The following is a 17,687-nucleotide window of genomic DNA, read 5'->3' on the forward strand; positions in this document are numbered from 1 at the left end:
AGGGTGAGACAAAAGGTTGTTACCTTTTGTCTCACCCTCTTATCTCTTAGCAATGAGCGAAACCGCCACCATCTTTCAAAGCTGACAGACTGTCTTTTTCTTCTGGCAATTTCTCGAATTCAGAGGCAAAGTCATCATATATCCTAGCAATATCAGCATAAGGAAATGGATTTTGTAATTGTGATTGTTTCTGTTTTAATACATCCAACAAAAGCTTAGCCTCTCTTCCTAGTTAAAAGATGATCTACAATATCCTTCAAATCAACTATATACACGGTTTTCCCTTCAGTAAGTAATAGCTTTGAACCTCTACAGCTAACATAGTCAGCTTTTATATTCTTCTTTTCCTCATTACTAAACGATATAAAGCAACTTCGTCTTAGGCTATTTTTCGAAAAGAGTTTATAGAGTAGATACTTATCTTGGTTTTCATAGCCCCCTCTAAAAAGGAAATAATTCTTGAACAGGACGAATCCATCTGAACCTTCAATATCTGGTTTGTAATATGTGAATTCGCCGTGATGATATCTTCCCACTAGAAAATCAGTATAATAATAAAACCACACATCTTCATCGGCTACTACATTAAGAGCATAGCAATCACTAATGAAATTTAGACCACTATTAGGATAGTGGTATATGGCATTTCCTTCTTGATCCCACGCTCGAAGTCCAGACTTCCCAACTGGGTCTTCCCAACCATAATTCCCAAAAATACCTTCATCAAAATAGCTTGTCCAAATGGTATTTTCTTTTGTTACATAGATATCCTGAATCGCATCTCCAAGAAGAAATTGCCGAATATGCGCCCCACTACTATCAAACACTTTGGCATTTAAGTCATATTTACCTTCTTCGTAATAGTAGGAACGGCCACAAACTAACAAAATATGATTGTCTTCTATCGGTTGTACAAAATGATAATTCCATCTTTGGTTCTTAATCTCAACGATTTGCTTGTGAAAGTTCATATCAATAATGACCTTATAGTCATATTGTTCAGTTGTTTTTACAGGTGGAAACATTCCATCTATACGACCAGGGATATCATTAACAGCAAGTATACAAACTTCACCCCGTGGTCCAAGCGAGGCATCCACTATATGATACCCTTGTAAATCCTCTGTATAGTCATTCCATATAGGTATATCAATTTTTATTGTTTTTTTTATCATGATTACACCTCCCTATCATGTTCTAAGTAAGTTGGAAAATAGATTTGAACTTTTTCCCATGGCTTCATTTTTACTCCTAGTTTTTTTATCAAGGAGGCGCTTAGCAGGATTATATGTGGTATTCCGTTGCAAGAGTTTTTCTAGGAGTACAATCGCTAATTCTCTATCTCTCTCTTCTACTAACGTATCTACATACTGCATCGTTACTTTATCATGGTTTAGATTTTTAAAAATGCGGACTAAATAAATGGTATATAGTTCATAAGAGCGCTCTGTCTGATCCACCATTTCGCCACCCTTAGTGATTTTTTCGTAATATACGTAAGTCATAGCATGTTTTTTTAAAAATATTGTAACCCTTTTTAATAAAAATCGTCTACTTCATTAAGAACAAAAAAATAATGTTGGAGGGAATACAATATGCGTCTTCATTTCATTAAAGTAAGTTTTATCGTAGTTGTTGTTTCGTTGTTTATACTTACAGGATGTTCTACAACACCAGAGGAGGAAGCGCAAGAACCGAACAACCTAACTGAAATTCACTTAACAGAGCAACTAAAAGGAGTATTTAAAGGCTATGCTGATGGGGACCAAGTGATAATTACGGATAAAGACGGGGTAGATGAATACTACCTAATTACAGATACAACAATAGGCGATTTAGAAATAATTGAAGAGGGAGAAACTATCAACTATTCTTTTACAACAACAGAAGAAGGTCGATTAGCATTAGAAACAATCAGAAAAGGCGATTAAGTGTTGAAAAAAAAGACTAAACCAAATGAGTAAGCGGTTTAGTCTTTTTTATATGTTATAGAATCTGTTAGTTGTTCGGCATTCCTTTGACTTGAAACTTCGAGATTGATTGCTGTAGTTCCTCTGCTAGTAAAGATAATGATTGAGCAGAAGAAGCAATCTCCTCCATTGTTGCCAACTGTTCTTGGGTGGCAGCCGAGCTTTCTTGACTTGATGTAACACTATTGTCAGCTATTGCTTTCACCTCTTCTAGAGCATCAGATATTTTCAGAGTTATTTCCTTAATATCTTCAATTGATGTGGCAACCTCTATTACTTTATTAGATACACCTGTCATTGATTCTTCTATTTTGCCAAATGCCGCTCTAGCTTCTGTTGTCGAAGATATTCCTTCTTCAACTTTTGCATTGCCATCATAAATAGAGCCAACTGCATTTTGAGTTTCAGACTGAATATCAGCAATCATTACTGTAATTTGACCAGCCGATTTCTTGGATTCTTCTGCTAGTTTTCTAACTTCATCAGCCACAACAGCAAAACCTTTACCTTGTTCTCCTGCTCTTGCTGCTTCAATAGCAGCATTTAACGCTAATAGGTTCGTTTGTTCAGAAAGGTCTGTAATTATATTTAATACACTTCCTATTTCTGAAGATCTGCTTTCCAATGAGATTATAGTCGTAGAGATGGTTTCAAATGACTTTTTAATGTCATTAATTCGTTCAACTACATTTTCAATAGAGACAATTCCATTTTTAACATACTCTGTTGAATGGTTTGTAGAGTTTTCCATATCTATACTATTATTATTTATGTTGTTAACACTTTCCACTAATTGTGTAAGAGCCGCTGAAACATGATTGGTTTTAGTTAATTGTTCTTCGAGACCAATGGCGTTATCTTGAACAATTTTAGAAAGCATTTCTGACGATTCCGTACTTTGTTCAGCACTAGCCGTTAATTGTTCAGATGCGGATGCAACCTGATGTGCTGACTCACTAGTTTTCAACATAGTATCATTTATATCATCAATCATCGTATTTAATGACTTTGCTAATTCACCGATTTCATCTTTTGAATTCAACTGAATTTTATCGATTGTCAAGTTCCCATCTGCTATTTGTTTTAGTGCCGATGATACCAGTGTAACAGGTTTAGAAATGATTTTTATAAGGTATAAGATTAATAGTATAGATAAAACAAAAATTACACCAAATGCTACCGACATAAGAATTTCACTTTGATTACTAATATTCTTAACTCTCATCCAAGCATCATTTGTTAACTTTTCTGTATCTTCTACGATTAACGTATGTGTTTCCCTGTATGAATCAAAATGCTCTTTTCCATTATTAATGTTAGCTCTAGCCTGTTCAATATTTCCACTTTCTACTTGCCATATAATTGATTCAAAGAACGCTTGAATTGCATCAATTTTAGGAAGCGCTTCATCTATTAATGATGCCATAATTGGATGTCCATCAATGTGTGCCTCAATGATTTCAAGGCTCATAGTAATTTCTTCCGATCCTAAATAATACGGTTCAAGAAATACAGGATCACCAGTAACCAAATAACCCCTTACTCCTGTTTCTTGATTAACTAATGCTGTTAAAATATTATTTGCAGCATTAGACAATGGAACTGCATCGTTTACAATGTTATTCGCCTCTGATTCTACATTTTGAATCCCATACCACCCCAAACCAAATATTCCAGCAATAAATAATATAATAAGCCCAAAACTCATTACCAATTTCTTACCTATTGACATATATATCCCTCCAATTCTAGTTGTTTAAATCATGTAGTCCCTTTCCTTTTTAGTTATATTCGGGTAATAATATATCTAAAAAGTGATAATGCCGAGCTAAAATGTGCTTTATTGAACTTGCCCATTTTAGAAGACTAACATAGTTTTATATTGAAAGTATAATTATCTCATAAATTTCTACAATTTTCGACACCAATTAATGTTAATTTACCTTTGGAACATTTTAAATCTATAATGTGAGAAGGAAAATAAACAAATAGAAGAAGCTTCGAAAGGCTTATAGATGGGGAGCAGGGGATAATTACTCTTGTTTGGTGGGAGATGAATACTATCTAATTAAACTGAAGAAATGACAATAGAAAAAGTGATTAACCGTATTAAACCGTAACCGTTAAGGTAAAAGTCAATCTAAAATACTATATTCCCCACCAAAAGGGTCAAAAATAAACTCTTTAGTTATTCCATTTTGTTCACCAGTTATAACATAAAAAGCTGGCTTATATTTTTCATTATAAATCACTTTTCTATTCTCTTCTTGAACGTTAATTTTTTCATTCTCTTGAACGAGATTAATTGCTTCTTGATAAGTAAAATCTGGTAATTGGTTATAAAAAATAATCGGTAAAACAAGAAGGATGAGAACAGATAGTGTGAATATAATCCGCACTATCTGTTCTTTAATTTGTTCAGCAAGTAGTACAAGTATAATATGGGCTGAAACTCCAACTAATAGTGGGATAAACACTTCTAAATCGACGATATGTAAGTATTGTCGATTTATAATGTTAAAAAATCCCAGCTGCACAATGGCAATAATGAGAATTGATAAATACAATATTGTTTTTCTATTCTTTAAATAACAGCCCATCTTATAATCTCCCACGTCTATTTATTTGTTTGACTATTTCTGTAAGTAATCTTTTTAATAAAGTGAATTATATAAACTCCAATTGGAAGATACCTCTAATTGGTGGTGCAGTTTTTTACTTCCCGTAAATTGTTGAATTTGAAAACCTTGGAAAATCATACACCATATAATTCAATATCTTCTTCAGTAAATTGATTGTTAGTGTATCGTGTTAATGTCTTTCGCCATAAGCTTATTGTTTTATAATTTTTATCCGTCGGTGCTGTATAAAGCATCCATTTCCCACGGTACAAATTGAAAATTTCTGATATGACGTATTCACCTATTCCCTTCCCTCTAAATGGTCTGAGAATGAAAAATTCCTTTATCATAAAATCACAATTACCAAACACATACAGGGGCGTAGCTACAAAAATAAAGCCTGCAGGCAAATCATCGACTGTCACTAGATAAGGAAATAGAACACCTTCTTTTTCCCACCAAACATCAAATACAGATATTTGTTGTTCAAGGGTCTGATATTCTTCATCCTCCTCAAAAACACCGTACTTATTTGGTAGTTCATTCCGAATCCCTGCTAAATCGTGTAAATACAAAGGATACAAATTATTGATTATAAACTTGTTTTTGCGTTCGCACAAATGAACTGATATCTTATTCATTTAACACCCGTGATTTAAGAATTAAATTACTAATGTTAAACTCATTGTACCATATATTGGATAGCATTCTAAGACTTAATGCTAACTTATGATACAGGTACAGTGCTTTCTAGAACTGCAAGAAAGAGGCAGCCTTTGCCGGATGCCTCTTTCTTATTTCCTCTTTTAAACTATTATCTCTTAGTATTATGCCTGCATGTCACTAGGGTCAGACAACTGTTTTTTCTTTACTGGTATCCAAATTTCTGCTGTTTCATGCCCTGCCATGCCATAATACATTTCAAAACTAGGCGCTTCAACTTGTTCGTATTCAGATGTAGGAAACCACTCGGAATAGATTCGTTCCCAAAGGTTTGGCAAATTACATTGGGGTTCAGTGAAAATGGCCCATGTTAATTCTGGGACAGAAAGTGTAGTAAATCTCTCAGGAATCTCAATCCCCTTTGGCAAATAATAACAAATCATGTACTTGAAAGTTTCTCCGTTATGGTCATATAAAGCAGCGTGCAATAAAGTATCACCAAAACGTCCAAGTAAACCGTTCATTAAACCCACACTGCCGTCATCATCACATTTTTTTCGGAATTGAGGAACCTCAGAAAATGCGGTTTTCATGTCCTGATTAATAACTCCATAAATACCAAACATTTCAAAAGACCTTCTTTGTTCAATACGGTAATTCATTTCGACATCTCCTTTTACTGAAATAAGAAAGGATAATCGAGGATAGGCTTTTAGTGAGACACCTTTAACACGGGCAGATATTGGGGTAGTCCCATGAAGATTCTTAAACGCTCGTGCAAATGCTTCTGGTGATTCGTATCCATATTTCATAGCGACATCAATAATCTTTGCATCTGTGGTTTGCAATTCAAATGCTGCCATCGTCAACCGCCGACGCCTAATGTACTCAGATAACGAAACTCCAGTAATAAATGGAAACATTCTTTGAAAATGATAAGAAGAGCAACAGGCTCTCTTCGCTATTTCGTGATAAGAGATGTTGTCCGCTAGATTTGTTTCAATATAGTCCAAAGCGTTGTTCATCCGGTCCAACCAATCCATCGTTATCCCTCCTTTCTAGATAAGTGTAAACGGAGAAAACAATGAATACCTTGCATTCTCTGCACTAAAAAGTCAGTATAGACTTTTTCTATTTTTCATGTAAAGCAATCTATTCAACTACCCCATCTTGATTTTTGTAATCAATTAAGAGAATGTCCTTACTTATAGTATAAAAGCTGCCTATTATAAGACAGCTTTCATATTATTACACTTGGGCTTACATATTTCTCGCACTAAAGGAATTTTCCAGTTTAAATGTGATTTCTTTCAGTTCAAGACCGCCAAGTGTGAAGAAGAGCTTTAGATAATTATGTTGATTCATGAAAAATACCTGCTTGGTTTGAGATACCCATTCCCCTCCGGTACCGTTAAAAGTGAATGTTGCTGCTGGCGTATTATTTGCAATTAATGTAACAGGCATCTGAGCAAGTTCACCCGCAAAGGAACGTATCGTTAGCGTCACCTCATACATTCCAGCTTGGTCCACTGAGATGGCCAATGCATGGGAACTCCCAGTAGATGTATCAATATCCTTAAGACCAATGCTTTCACCATCATTCACATGCTGGTATGTAACATCAAAATCAAGCTCTTGTTCAACCTCTTCATCTAGTCCAATCACATCAATCGAACCATCATGTAAACCTTGTGTACGTTCCCAAGCAGGAGTACGCATAATAAATGTACAGATGTTAGCTGCACTCCGTAACAGTTCTCCTCTTGTTAGTGTTCCCTCACCAATAGAAGAAATCGTATTATCTTCAAACGGATTCGCATTAGGCTCTCCAACAACCATATACAAATCATTTTGAGAACGAACCATAGCAGCTGTATTATGTCGATTCGCAGCTTCACCTTCATCATTAATTTTAGCCCACCAGTCCGTCATAACAATTCCATCAAATCCCCATTCGTCACGAAGAACACGGGTATTTTGATCATAAAGTCCGGCAGTCCAGATACCATTGACTGCACCATAAGTTGTCATAATGGAGTAGGCTCCGCCTTCTTTCACTGCCATTTCAAAACCTTTTAAATAAATTTCTCTTAATGCTCTTTCAGAGACGATAGAGTTGATGTCGTGCCTGTGGAATTCTTGATTATTCGCACTAAAATGTTTAAGTGTTCCTGTTACCCCTACTCGGTGCATCCCGTTTAACTGGGCAACTGCCATCTTGCCTGTAAGATAAGGGTCTTCAGAAAAATACTCGAAGTTACGTCCATTTAATGGATTACGATGAATATTAATACCTGGTCCAAGCAACGTATCCACTCGGTTCTTACGCATCTCAAGCCCAGTCATCTCAAATAGCTCCTCGTTTAACTCCAAGTTAAAAGTAGAGGCTAAAAGCGTACCATTTGGTAATGAAAATGCTTTTGTACCAATGTCCATTCGAATGCCCGATGGACCATCCGCACAGCAAATTGCTGGAATGCCCAACTCATTCAGTCGATCCGAAATCCCTCCAAAGGCACCAGCCGTTCCAGGTGTCACTCTCGGAGAATTCATTCCTTGTCCACGAACGATGCAGGCAAGATCTTCATCGGTTAACTGTTCAAGAAAAGCATCTAGAGAAATCTTACCCTGGTAAACATCTGTCAGCTTATGGCCATGGTTACCCGTGTATTCGTGACTAGGTGGACGTTCATTTAAATATCTTTCCTGTATATCGACTGTACGCAATGGTACATTCTCATAAGTTACCTTGTACCCATTTTCATCCACTTTTGGTTTAATTCTTTGGAATGATGTAACAGGTGCCATATTTTCACTTAACGTTTCTATTACTTGTACCGCTTCTACATTAAAGTCAAAGACAGGGTTTGCCGATCTGACATCTGTCCCTGCATAGATACGGTACAAACCTTTTTCTAATATGTAAGTAGATTTATATCCGGTTACTCCGCTATCATCATAGCATGCAAAATCTTTAACAGGGATGGACAATTGAAGGGTTTGTTTACTTCCAGCTTCAAGAAGCTTCGTTTTTGCAAAAGAAACGAGTGAGCGTGAAGGATTTCCTAGGAGACCTTGCGGCTTCTCAACATAAACCTGAATGACTTCTTTCCCACTAAACTCACCTGTATTTGTAACATCGACTTTTAACGTAATGATTCCTTCTTTTTCTGTAGCTTCAATGACCTCCGTTGCAAAGCTTGTATAGGATAAACCAAATCCAAATGGATAAAGCACCTTATCTTTGGCAAACGTTTCAAAATAACGATACCCTACATAAATATCTTCCTGATAGATTCCTTTGTCCTTATGACCAAAGTTTACCGTTGACGGATGATCATCAATAGAATGAGAAATCGTATCAGGTAATTTTCCAGATGGATTCACTTTGCCTGTCAGAACATCAACTAGTCCATTACCGCCTTCCATTCCACCTTGCCATCCATAGATGATAGCACTTGGGTTATAGTCGATGGACCATTTCATATCAATAATATTTCCAACATTTAAGATGACCACGGTCTTTGAAAATTCCTTTGTAACCAACTCAATCATCTTATTTTCTTCATCCGTTAGTAGATAGCTCCCAGGATCTGCAGAATTATCACGGTCTTCACCAGCCGTTCGCCCAATTAGAACTAGCGCCATATCAGAATTTTTAGCTGCATCAGCAACCACCGCATCAGTTACAGGCATTTCTTTTTGAGACCATGGTTCACCAGCCCAACCTACACCTTTATCATATGGATTTTCCTCAAGCCAAGCTTCATAAGTTTGAAGTAGCGATTGATTTACATGAATATCAGAACAATCTTTCAAAGCATCAAGCGGACTTGTCACATACGATACGTTTACCATCCCACCTGAGCCTGTCCCGCTTTTGTAATAATTAAACTGACTGCGTCCGAAAATGGAAATCGTCGTTCCTGCCTTTATTGGTAGTGTCTTATTTTCATTTTTTAATAAAACGGCACCTTCTGCAACTGCAGTCCGCGCCAACTCAGTATATCGATTCCAATCAAGCGTATATTTTTTCATATTAAAAATATCCTCCTTAGCTGTTTAATACTCTACTTCATTTTATCTCTTCTCGGGCTTTCGATCCAGTAAGTGGTTTGGAATATGCTAATTCGAGCCTTGCTAAAAAGTTTATTATCATTAACACGACATTAGGTGTAAACATGTTATTTGTTAGCTTGAAAATGGATATTTAATAAATGGACTTACGTAAACGTAACCAGGTATAGGCAGGAACTTTTAGATATATAGTTCAATTAGGAATTGAATTTCAGGAAGTGTAATTCTTATTTGGAAGTGAAGATAGATAAATAGTTGGTGCATTTTATGTTTTTAAGAAAATGCATGAAAGTATGGGTGTATTAATGGATATTAAAACATTATGGGAATTAAGGGTTCAGGAATTTTATAGAAAGATGTTCAGATACTATTCAATCATTGGTGCGAATGTTGTTTATTTTTTTCTGGTCATTGGTAGTATCTTTATTTATTATTTTAATTTATTTCTTCAATGGGTACCTTCCCGAATATCAGTTGAAGTAATCTTATCACTATTTGTAACTTTCACTTTACTTCCGACAAAAATTCGGACATTGATTAAAAGGGCAGATACAGTCTTTTTGTTACCATTAATTTTTTGTTTAATCTTTGAAAATAAGAACTGGTTTCGAACTTAAGAAAGTTTGAAATCTGCTGATTTACCAGCAAAAGATACCGTTTTTCGTTTTTTGAATCAATCTACTTTTTCGTGGAGATGTTTCTTAACGTTCCTTAGTGCTCACACGATTAAAATGTTACAAAACTAACGGATCACAATCGCCCTAAAGTATTGGTTTTAGCCGATTCTTCCTATAATCGTAATCGTAGTAAGTCAGTAGAATTACTAGCACGTTGTTTTGATCAGGCTTCTCAAAAAATGCGCTTTTATAAAGGTTTTCGTATGCTTACTCTTGGATGGACAGATGGTGCAACCTTTATTCCGGTTGATTTTTCGTTATTAAGTTCGATGCATGTTTGTCTTAAAGTATAAAAAAAACTCTCCTTATTCAACGTTATTGAAGGAGAGTTTGTGTAAAAGCTATTGTAAATTTTATTATATAGAGCATTTTGTAACCATGCTGTAGTAAACAACTATCTTTCCATAAAGCAGTATCCTCACAAATCATTATTCTAGTTCTGACATACATATATTCTTCTAATTTTGTGCGTCGCTTAATTTTATAGTTTCTACCTGTTTTTTCTGAAGTATTCTATCAAAAACCCATAATGATATAGCCGTAAACAGTAGTGCAAATCCACTACCACTAAAGAAGAACGAAAATGCAGGTAGTACGTTTAATGCGATGAGAATCGTAAAACTGCCAATAATCATGCTCATTGTAGCAATGGGATGAATAATCATTAAGAGTAAGGAGTTTTTTAGTACTGCCATAATACTATATTCATAGTGTACATAAACAGGGAAAACATAAAGTATTGTTAGTAAAAAAAGTAAGGCTATCATCATGTTTGGAATTAATAAGAAACTAATATTTGTATCACTGTGTTGTAAAAAAGTAATATTAATATACAAGACAATTCCTAATGTACTAACTATATATCCTAAGATATTGCTTTTAACTAATTCTTTCTTAAAAGTTAACCAAAATGTCATGAAAATAGGAATGTCCACTTCCCTCATAACTAACTTACGCATTACAGTAAACATTGCAACAGTTGAGGGGAAAAATCCAATGACTAAAAAACCAACTATAGAAAAGAAAATCCACAATATATTAATATATGCTAATCTTGTTATCCATTCAGAAATTCTGAATAATCCACCCATAACGCCTCTAAATTCCATTAACATTCCTCCCTGATTCTACTCAATTTCATTCTCCCTAGTGCATATTTTCAATTACCTAGAGGGCTCTGTTAACGAACGATGGTAATGATTCGACAGGGAACACAAGAAGTGATGGATACGTATCGAAACCTCAACACTAAATTACCTCGATGCCCATACCATACCATTTCTCATTAATTCCATTACCTCTGGCATTCTGACAACTTCCGCTACATGACCTAATGAGCAGTAATAGACTTTTCCTTGTCCCCACTTTTTCGACCATACCACAGGCATATCTATTTCATCATCTGAAACGTATGGACCTTTTGCATTCGGAAAACGAGTAGTAGCGTGTACTTTTATAGCCGGATCTACATGCATATAATATTGTTCTGAAATTACTTGGAAATCTTTCATTCCCTTCGTTAAAGGATGATCTTCATCCTTTATGTTAACGGTATACGTCACCCCATCATCTCCAGGGTGAGCAACCCACTGCCCGCCCACCATAAATTGATAGTCTGTTTCCATCCGAAAAGAGTCTCCCATTCCACCATGCAACCCGGCCAATCCCGTCCCTTTAGCGACTACCTCAAGAAGTGGGGTGAGTTGATCCCGTTCAATCGTTCCCTGTGTCCAATTTGGTACAATTAAATCATAGATCGATAAATCTTCCTTTTGAAGTGTTTCTAAAGTATCTGTTACTGTTACGTCAAACGCCTCTTTTTTTAGGATATCTTTTATAATTTCAGCTACCTGTGCTGGCTCATGTCCATCCCAACCACCTTGAAAGATTAAAGCTTTTTTCATCTATGTTCCCCTCTTCCGCTTTTATTTACTGCCCTTTACAGTAACCCATTGCTTCGATTTTGCAGACTTTTCAACAGCTTCCAGCACTCTTTGGTTCCTTACCCCATCCTCAAAATCAGGTTTGGGCTGTATTCCATGTGCAAGTGAATGGAAAAATTCATGAACTAAATTAATAAAAGTATGTTCATATCCAATAATATGACCAGCTGGCCAATACGCCCCAGCATAGGGATGATGTTCCTCTGTACAGTTTATTAAACGGAATCCTTGGAGCCCTGGCTCGTCCTCTGCTAAATATACTTCTAGATTGTTCATATTTTCCATATCCCACCGTATGGAACCCTTTTCACCGTTTATCTCGAACTTATTTTTATTTCGATTTCCTTGAGCAAAACGTGTTGCTTCAAAGGTTCCCATTGTTCCATTTTCAAAGCGTGCTAAGAATGCAACTGCATCATCCACTGTAACTTGCCCTAATTTATGATCCGCTGCTTTTGCACTTAGTCCCCCAGAAGCAGAAGCTATTGGTCTCTCCTTCACAAATGTTTCCATCATGGAAACCACTTCCTTAAATTCACCCACCAAAAATCGTGCAAGGTCTATACTATGAGCACCAATATCACCTAGAGAACCAGAACCGGAGACTTCTTTTTGCAAACGCCAAACAAGAGGAAAATTCGGATCAGCTATAAAATCTTGTAAATAATTCCCTCGAAAGTGATAGATTTTACCTAAGCGACCTTCATCGATTAGCTTTTTGGCATAATGAACTGCTGGTGCAAAACGATAGTTATGACAGATCATGTGTTTGACTTGATGCTTCTTTACTGCATCATACATTCGCTCTGCCTCTTCCACTGTCATGGCAAGCGGCTTCTCAATAATAATGTGTTTCCCTGCTTCAGCAGCAGCAATGGCAATCTCAGCATGTGTGTGATTCGGGGTGGAAATATCAATAATATCTATATCATCTCGTTGTATTAAAGATCTCCAATCTGTTTCATACGATGCCCATCCCATTTGTTCAGCAGCTTGTTTTACTGCTGTTTCGTTTCTTCCTGAAATCGCCTGTAAGACTGGTTTTATTTCTGCGTCAAAGTAAAATGGATAATCACGATAGGCATGACTGTGCATCTTCCCCATAAACTGATACCCGACCATTCCAATTCTTAATTCTTTCTTCTCCATAGTAGACACAATTTTTCACCTACTTCATTTTATTTTTATTAACTATAAAATTATCATATTAAGATAATAGAGCATTAAAATTAGCTATATTGATACCTACTGGTAAGCGCTTTGGCCGATGAGCAGTACTGTGAAGGTGATAATGTTTGCCCTCATTGGATGACATATGAATGCCTTGCATCACTTCTAAGACATGATAGGCAAGGTTTCCATCTGCTCTGTGCTTTTGAGATTTTCGAATGGCCACTGCCATCTCTGCAAGCCCTAATCCTCTGTCGTTTCCGGTAAACCCATTTACTAAAGGTACTTCAGACCAGTCGTCTTCATCGAATCTTTTTACTAGTACTGGTCCACCAAATGAATTAGGGTCAGGGACACGCATCGTTCCCTCTTCCCCGTATATTTCAATAAAGGGCATCTGATGGTCCCAGACATCAAAACTAGTAATAATACTACCAATGGCACCGCTTTCAAAATCTATCACACCTGAAATATGTGTTGGAGTTTTTACAACGATTTTTTGCCCCTTTTTTCTTTGACTTGTAATTATTCTCTCTGGGAATGAAATTCGAGTAGATCCTGTTACCCGCTTAATTGGCCCGAGCATACACACGAGGGCTGAAAGGTAGTATGGGCCCATATCGAACATTGGGCCACCACCTTCTTGATAATAGAATTCAGGATCAGGATGCCAATTTTCATGTCCATGACACATCATAAATGCTGTAACAGCTACTGGCTTTCCGATTATTCCATCATCAATTATTTGGGTACAAGTTTGGATTCCTGCACCTAAAAATGTGTCAGGGGCATTTCCAACTCTCAAGCCTTTTTTTTCTGCTAGATTTAGAATACCTTTGCCGTCTTCTAAAGAAATAGTTAATGGTTTTTCACCATATACATGTTTTCCAGCTTCGAGAGCTGCTCGAGCTATCTCCGCATGTACACTAGGTATCGTTAAATTCACAATTACCTCAATAGTTGGGTCAACTAATAGCTCTTTCACTGAACATGCTTTTTGAATACCGAACTCCTTCGCCTTATGCCATGCCCTCTCCTTAGTGATGTCTGCGCATCCCACAATTTCTAAAATGTCAAACTTCCTACCCGCCTCAAAATAGATTTGGCTTATATTTCCACAACCTACAATCCCTACCTTAAGTTTTTTCATTTAACAAGCCACCTTTTATGTAAATGAATTTTTAAGATTTCATTAATAAAGGGAATCCCGATATTCCTTTGGAGTTTTACCTGTTACTTTTTTAAAAAAACGAGTGAATGAATGAGCTGCATTATAGCCTACTGCAGTGCTAATTTCCCTTATTTTCAACTCTCCCTGTGACAATAACTCTTTTGATTTTCTAATTCGACACTTCTCGATATATTCTGATAAATTCATACCTGTCTCTTGTTTGAAGAAGTACGATAAATAGGATGGATTAAAATAATGGATTTCTGCTAATTTAACAAGCGAGAGGTCCTCTCTCAAATTCATTTCAATATATCTACATATCCGCTCTACAATTAACGATGCCCGATCTTGTTCATCCGTTTGTTTCACATCAAAAACTTTATCTGCAATTTCTTTTAAGTAATAAAATCCTTCTAATATGGAGATGTGGTCATCTAACCTAAGTAATTTCTCAATATTCTCAATCCTATTTTGCCAGCCTATCCTGTTGATATAGGAATATATGACAATAGCGATAGAAAAATATGTTTCTGTCATTTGAAAAACATTTGTATCCTGGACCTCGCTTACAATTCCCTCCAATTCTTTGTGGAAATCTTCTTGCCTGTTGGTTTCTAAATGAGAAGAAAGAATTTCAATCCTATTCGTTAAGTCAATTCTTTCATTTCTTATATTCTCAAAATCTTGATTATTACTATCCCTTAAAATCATTGGAATGCTATCTCCAATATTTTGCTGTAGTAACTGTCGTAAGCGTTCGTACGTTCTCGTAACTCCTTGCCAAGCAGTCCCCTCTCCACTTACAGTAAACAAGATTTTTAAGCCAAGGGTATTTAAACTCTCTTCTTGTATAATTTCCAAAGTACCTTCCAAATATGGGAGGATGTATTGTCCTAATATTTCCTCTGCATCAGGCTCAGGCTGAATTAAGCTCAATATATCACCATATTTATCTACAATACTGATACAGCGTATATTTCCGGTAAAATGATTATCTATTATTGTTCTGACTGAAGAGAGGTATTCGGTAATCTCTAAATAGGACTTCTCTTCAGGAATTGACAATCGACCGAGGACAACATAAACATTTTTGGTTGCATCTAATGTAATATTTAATTTCTGGAATTCAACCATTATCTCGTTTTGTATACATACGGTTTTACTATCACTTAGCAGGTGTCTAATATAGTTTCCTTGTATCATAAATTCATAAGCATACAACTGCTCACGGGATTTTTCCAATAAGCTACTATCCTTTGTTTGACGTTTCAGTTCACTCATTACATCGTTAACAGTCTCGGTAACTTTATCATACCCTTCTGTTTTCAATAAGTATCGAACACCGTTCTCTTGAATTGCCCTATACGCATATTCGAAATTACTGTGCCCTGTTAAAAAGATTATTCTACACCTTGGCCAATATGTATGGATCTTCTCCATCAATTCCAATCCATTCATTCCTGGCATCGCAATATCTGTGAGTACGATATCAATTCTTGTACGCCTCATCCAATCTAGGGCTTCTTTCCCTGAATACGCTTTACAAACATCTAGTTGTTCAGGCATAAAACGGCAAAATACTTCATATAAACTATCCGTTATGATCTCTTCATCGTCTATAATCAGTAGTCTATACATTCAAATTCTCCTTTTTTAATATAATTCGAACCTCAACTCTTAGCCCTTTCATGTGACTTCTGGACAAGAACAACCCACTCCCACTTCCATAAGTCAATACAATTCTGCGATGGATATTTATCATACCACTCATTTCCTGAGTCTCATCCACATTATGCAAACTCTGGGATAATTGATTTATTTTTCCATCACTGATGAATTCTCCATTGTCTTCTACTATAATTAAAGCTTCTGTTTCTTCCTTCATTTCAAAAGAAACGTGAAGGAATCCTTCTTCTACTTTCTTTTCAAGACTGTGTTCAAAAGCATTTTCAATGAGTGGCTGTATAATTAATCGGGGAACCTTAATTTGTTCCATTTCTTTAGGTAGTTCGTCAAATTGAACACTAATTCGTCTTGAGAAACGCAGGTTTTGAATCTCCGTATACGTTCTTGCATGATTAACTTCCTGAATGAGAGATACTTCACTCTCCCCATTTTTAGTAATGAAACGAAAGTAATCACCAAGCATATTTGTAAATAACTCAATTCTTTCTGTGTCTTCGATTTTTGCGAGTGAATTTAAGATAAAAAAGCTATTGTACAAAAAATGAGGATTTATTTGTGACTGCAGTTGCTTCAGCTCTGCTTTTTGCATCATCATTTTTTGCTTGTAATCCTGCTCAATAAGCATCCTTAGACGTCTCATCATTTTATTGTAACGGTCATATAAAAAGCCAAACTCGTCATTTTTACTATGTTCTATTGGTTGATCCAGTCTCCCCTTCTCCATTCTTTTGAACCCTTGAACTAAGAGAAGTAGTGGTCTGTGAACTAACCTATAAGTTAAAAATGCATAGATGAACAAACCAATGATAGAGGTAGCTGCGAACACAATGGCCCAATAACTAAACTTAGTTAACGGTCGTCGCACCACCTCTACTGGTAAATAGGTAACAACAGATAGTCCTAAACTATCAGAGTATTCATTGTCAATATGGTAGTTTTCATTTTGTATAGTGATTACTTTCATAATATCAGACGAGGAATGAGAAGCATTTTTATAATCTTTTATAATATGTTTTGATTCCTCTCCTGTAGCAATGATAAGACCCATTTCCTCCGAAATTAAGAAAGATCCACTATTTGGATAGGTATTTAAAGATTCCAATGTTCCTTTTAGGAATACTGTATCTAAATCAATATTCACAACTATTAAAGGCTCATCTACACTAGTATTCCCCAGCACCGATGTACAAATAAATAACGAATCTTCCTTTTTTATTAGACGTCTTTCATTACCTTGAATACCAGAATGAATAAAATCAAATTTTTCTTGTTCAAAATCATGGACCGCATTTCCAGCTGATATGGTTTTGTTAATAGATGCAATGTGTATATATATATCTTTTATATAAGGACTGGTGTTCTTTATAGAAGTTAATCTTTGAACTAAGTAATCCATACTCGATTTTTTATCTACATTGTCCATAATGTCCCAAGTCAATGCCGTTCTTCGTAGTTCACTATCTTGTACTATGTCGAACTGCTGAATTTCCATCCATTCTATTTCTCTCTCTAAATTAGATAAATACGAGTTTAATTGGATGTGTGCATTTCTAGAAATTTCTTCACTCGCATTGTTATAGCTCCAATAATACAAATATATCCCAAGCATGATTATTGGAAGAATGACTGCAAGATACATGACAAGGAGCCTTACAAATATAGTTTTTCGTAAAAAATGAATTGGCATGTTGAACAACTGACTCCCTCCG

At 35.9% G+C, this 17,687-nt stretch carries 15 protein-coding genes and 2 pseudogenes; 3 read left to right on the plus strand and 14 right to left on the minus strand.

Annotation, left to right across the window (positions count from 1 at the left end):
- Positions 1–46: 46 nt before the first annotated feature.
- The 3 genes from BK585_RS24045 to BK585_RS12535 are packed head-to-tail and all read right to left on the minus strand — an operon-like array spanning position 47 to position 1,460.
- Positions 47–211, minus strand: coding sequence for a hypothetical protein (locus tag BK585_RS24045; RefSeq protein ID WP_170885573.1), 165 nt, complete (start codon positions 209–211; stop codon positions 47–49).
- A 4-nt stretch (positions 212–215) separates the two neighbouring features.
- Positions 216–1,175, minus strand: a complete 960-nt coding sequence (locus BK585_RS12530) for a hypothetical protein (protein ID WP_078553748.1) — start codon at positions 1,173–1,175, stop codon at positions 216–218.
- A 15-nt stretch (positions 1,176–1,190) separates the two neighbouring features.
- The gene (locus BK585_RS12535; RefSeq protein WP_078553749.1) at positions 1,191–1,460 is read right to left on the minus strand and encodes a hypothetical protein; all 270 of its coding nucleotides are present in this window, start codon (positions 1,458–1,460) and stop codon (positions 1,191–1,193) included.
- A gap of 135 nt (positions 1,461–1,595) precedes the next feature.
- Between BK585_RS12535 and BK585_RS12540 the strand changes: the two genes are divergently transcribed.
- The gene (locus BK585_RS12540) at positions 1,596–1,931 is read left to right on the plus strand and encodes a hypothetical protein (RefSeq protein WP_078553750.1); all 336 of its coding nucleotides are present in this window, start codon (positions 1,596–1,598) and stop codon (positions 1,929–1,931) included.
- 67 nt (positions 1,932–1,998) lie between these two features.
- Here the strand turns inward: BK585_RS12540 and BK585_RS12545 are convergent, their stop codons facing one another.
- The 5 genes from BK585_RS12545 to BK585_RS12565 all read right to left on the minus strand — a co-directional run bounded on the left by BK585_RS12545 (position 1,999) and on the right by BK585_RS12565 (position 9,292).
- Complete coding sequence (locus BK585_RS12545) at positions 1,999–3,702, minus strand: methyl-accepting chemotaxis protein (protein ID WP_078553751.1); 1,704 nt, start codon at positions 3,700–3,702, stop codon at positions 1,999–2,001.
- A 403-nt stretch (positions 3,703–4,105) separates the two neighbouring features.
- Complete coding sequence (locus BK585_RS12550) at positions 4,106–4,570, minus strand: hypothetical protein (protein WP_078553752.1); 465 nt, start codon at positions 4,568–4,570, stop codon at positions 4,106–4,108.
- Positions 4,571–4,725: 155 nt separating this feature from the next.
- A complete protein-coding gene (locus BK585_RS12555) occupies positions 4,726–5,232 on the minus strand; it encodes a hypothetical protein (RefSeq protein WP_078553753.1) in 507 nt (168 codons plus the stop codon).
- Positions 5,233–5,418: 186 nt separating this feature from the next.
- Positions 5,419–6,297, minus strand: coding sequence for an AraC family transcriptional regulator (locus tag BK585_RS12560; protein ID WP_078553754.1), 879 nt, complete (start codon positions 6,295–6,297; stop codon positions 5,419–5,421).
- A 217-nt stretch (positions 6,298–6,514) separates the two neighbouring features.
- Complete coding sequence (locus BK585_RS12565; RefSeq protein WP_078553755.1) at positions 6,515–9,292, minus strand: glycoside hydrolase family 3 protein; 2,778 nt, start codon at positions 9,290–9,292, stop codon at positions 6,515–6,517.
- Between the two features lie 395 nt (positions 9,293–9,687).
- Between BK585_RS12565 and BK585_RS24870 the strand changes: the two are divergent.
- Both BK585_RS24870 and BK585_RS24875 read left to right on the plus strand, forming a co-directional pair.
- Positions 9,688–9,843: pseudogene (locus BK585_RS24870) on the plus strand (hypothetical protein); the annotation flags it as partial.
- 45 nt (positions 9,844–9,888) lie between these two features.
- Positions 9,889–10,277, plus strand: a pseudogene (locus BK585_RS24875) (transposase); the annotation flags it as partial.
- A gap of 189 nt (positions 10,278–10,466) precedes the next feature.
- Here the strand turns inward: BK585_RS24875 and BK585_RS12575 are convergent.
- From BK585_RS12575 to BK585_RS12600, 6 genes are all read right to left on the minus strand, one after another.
- Positions 10,467–11,117, minus strand: coding sequence for a YesL family protein (locus BK585_RS12575; protein WP_170885574.1), 651 nt, complete (start codon positions 11,115–11,117; stop codon positions 10,467–10,469).
- 144 nt (positions 11,118–11,261) lie between these two features.
- On the minus strand, positions 11,262–11,912 hold the full coding sequence (locus BK585_RS12580) for a ThuA domain-containing protein (protein ID WP_078553757.1): 651 nt from the start codon (positions 11,910–11,912) through the stop codon (positions 11,262–11,264).
- 21 nt (positions 11,913–11,933) lie between these two features.
- The gene (locus BK585_RS12585) at positions 11,934–13,100 is read right to left on the minus strand and encodes a Gfo/Idh/MocA family protein (protein WP_078556798.1); all 1,167 of its coding nucleotides are present in this window, start codon (positions 13,098–13,100) and stop codon (positions 11,934–11,936) included.
- Between the two features lie 58 nt (positions 13,101–13,158).
- Positions 13,159–14,271, minus strand: coding sequence for a Gfo/Idh/MocA family protein (locus BK585_RS12590; RefSeq protein WP_078553758.1), 1,113 nt, complete (start codon positions 14,269–14,271; stop codon positions 13,159–13,161).
- A gap of 42 nt (positions 14,272–14,313) precedes the next feature.
- Positions 14,314–15,930, minus strand: a complete 1,617-nt coding sequence (locus BK585_RS12595) for a response regulator transcription factor (RefSeq protein ID WP_078553759.1) — start codon at positions 15,928–15,930, stop codon at positions 14,314–14,316.
- Entirely contained in the window at positions 15,923–17,665 is a 1,743-nt protein-coding gene (locus tag BK585_RS12600; protein WP_078553760.1) for a sensor histidine kinase, read from the minus strand. Before BK585_RS12600 ends, BK585_RS12595 begins: the two co-directional genes overlap by 8 nt.
- Positions 17,666–17,687 lie beyond the last annotated feature (22 nt).

The sequence above is a fragment of the Bacillus alkalicellulosilyticus genome, from assembly GCF_002019795.1.
Classification (GTDB): Bacteria; Bacillota; Bacilli; order Bacillales; family Bacillaceae_F; genus Bacillus_AO; species Bacillus_AO alkalicellulosilyticum.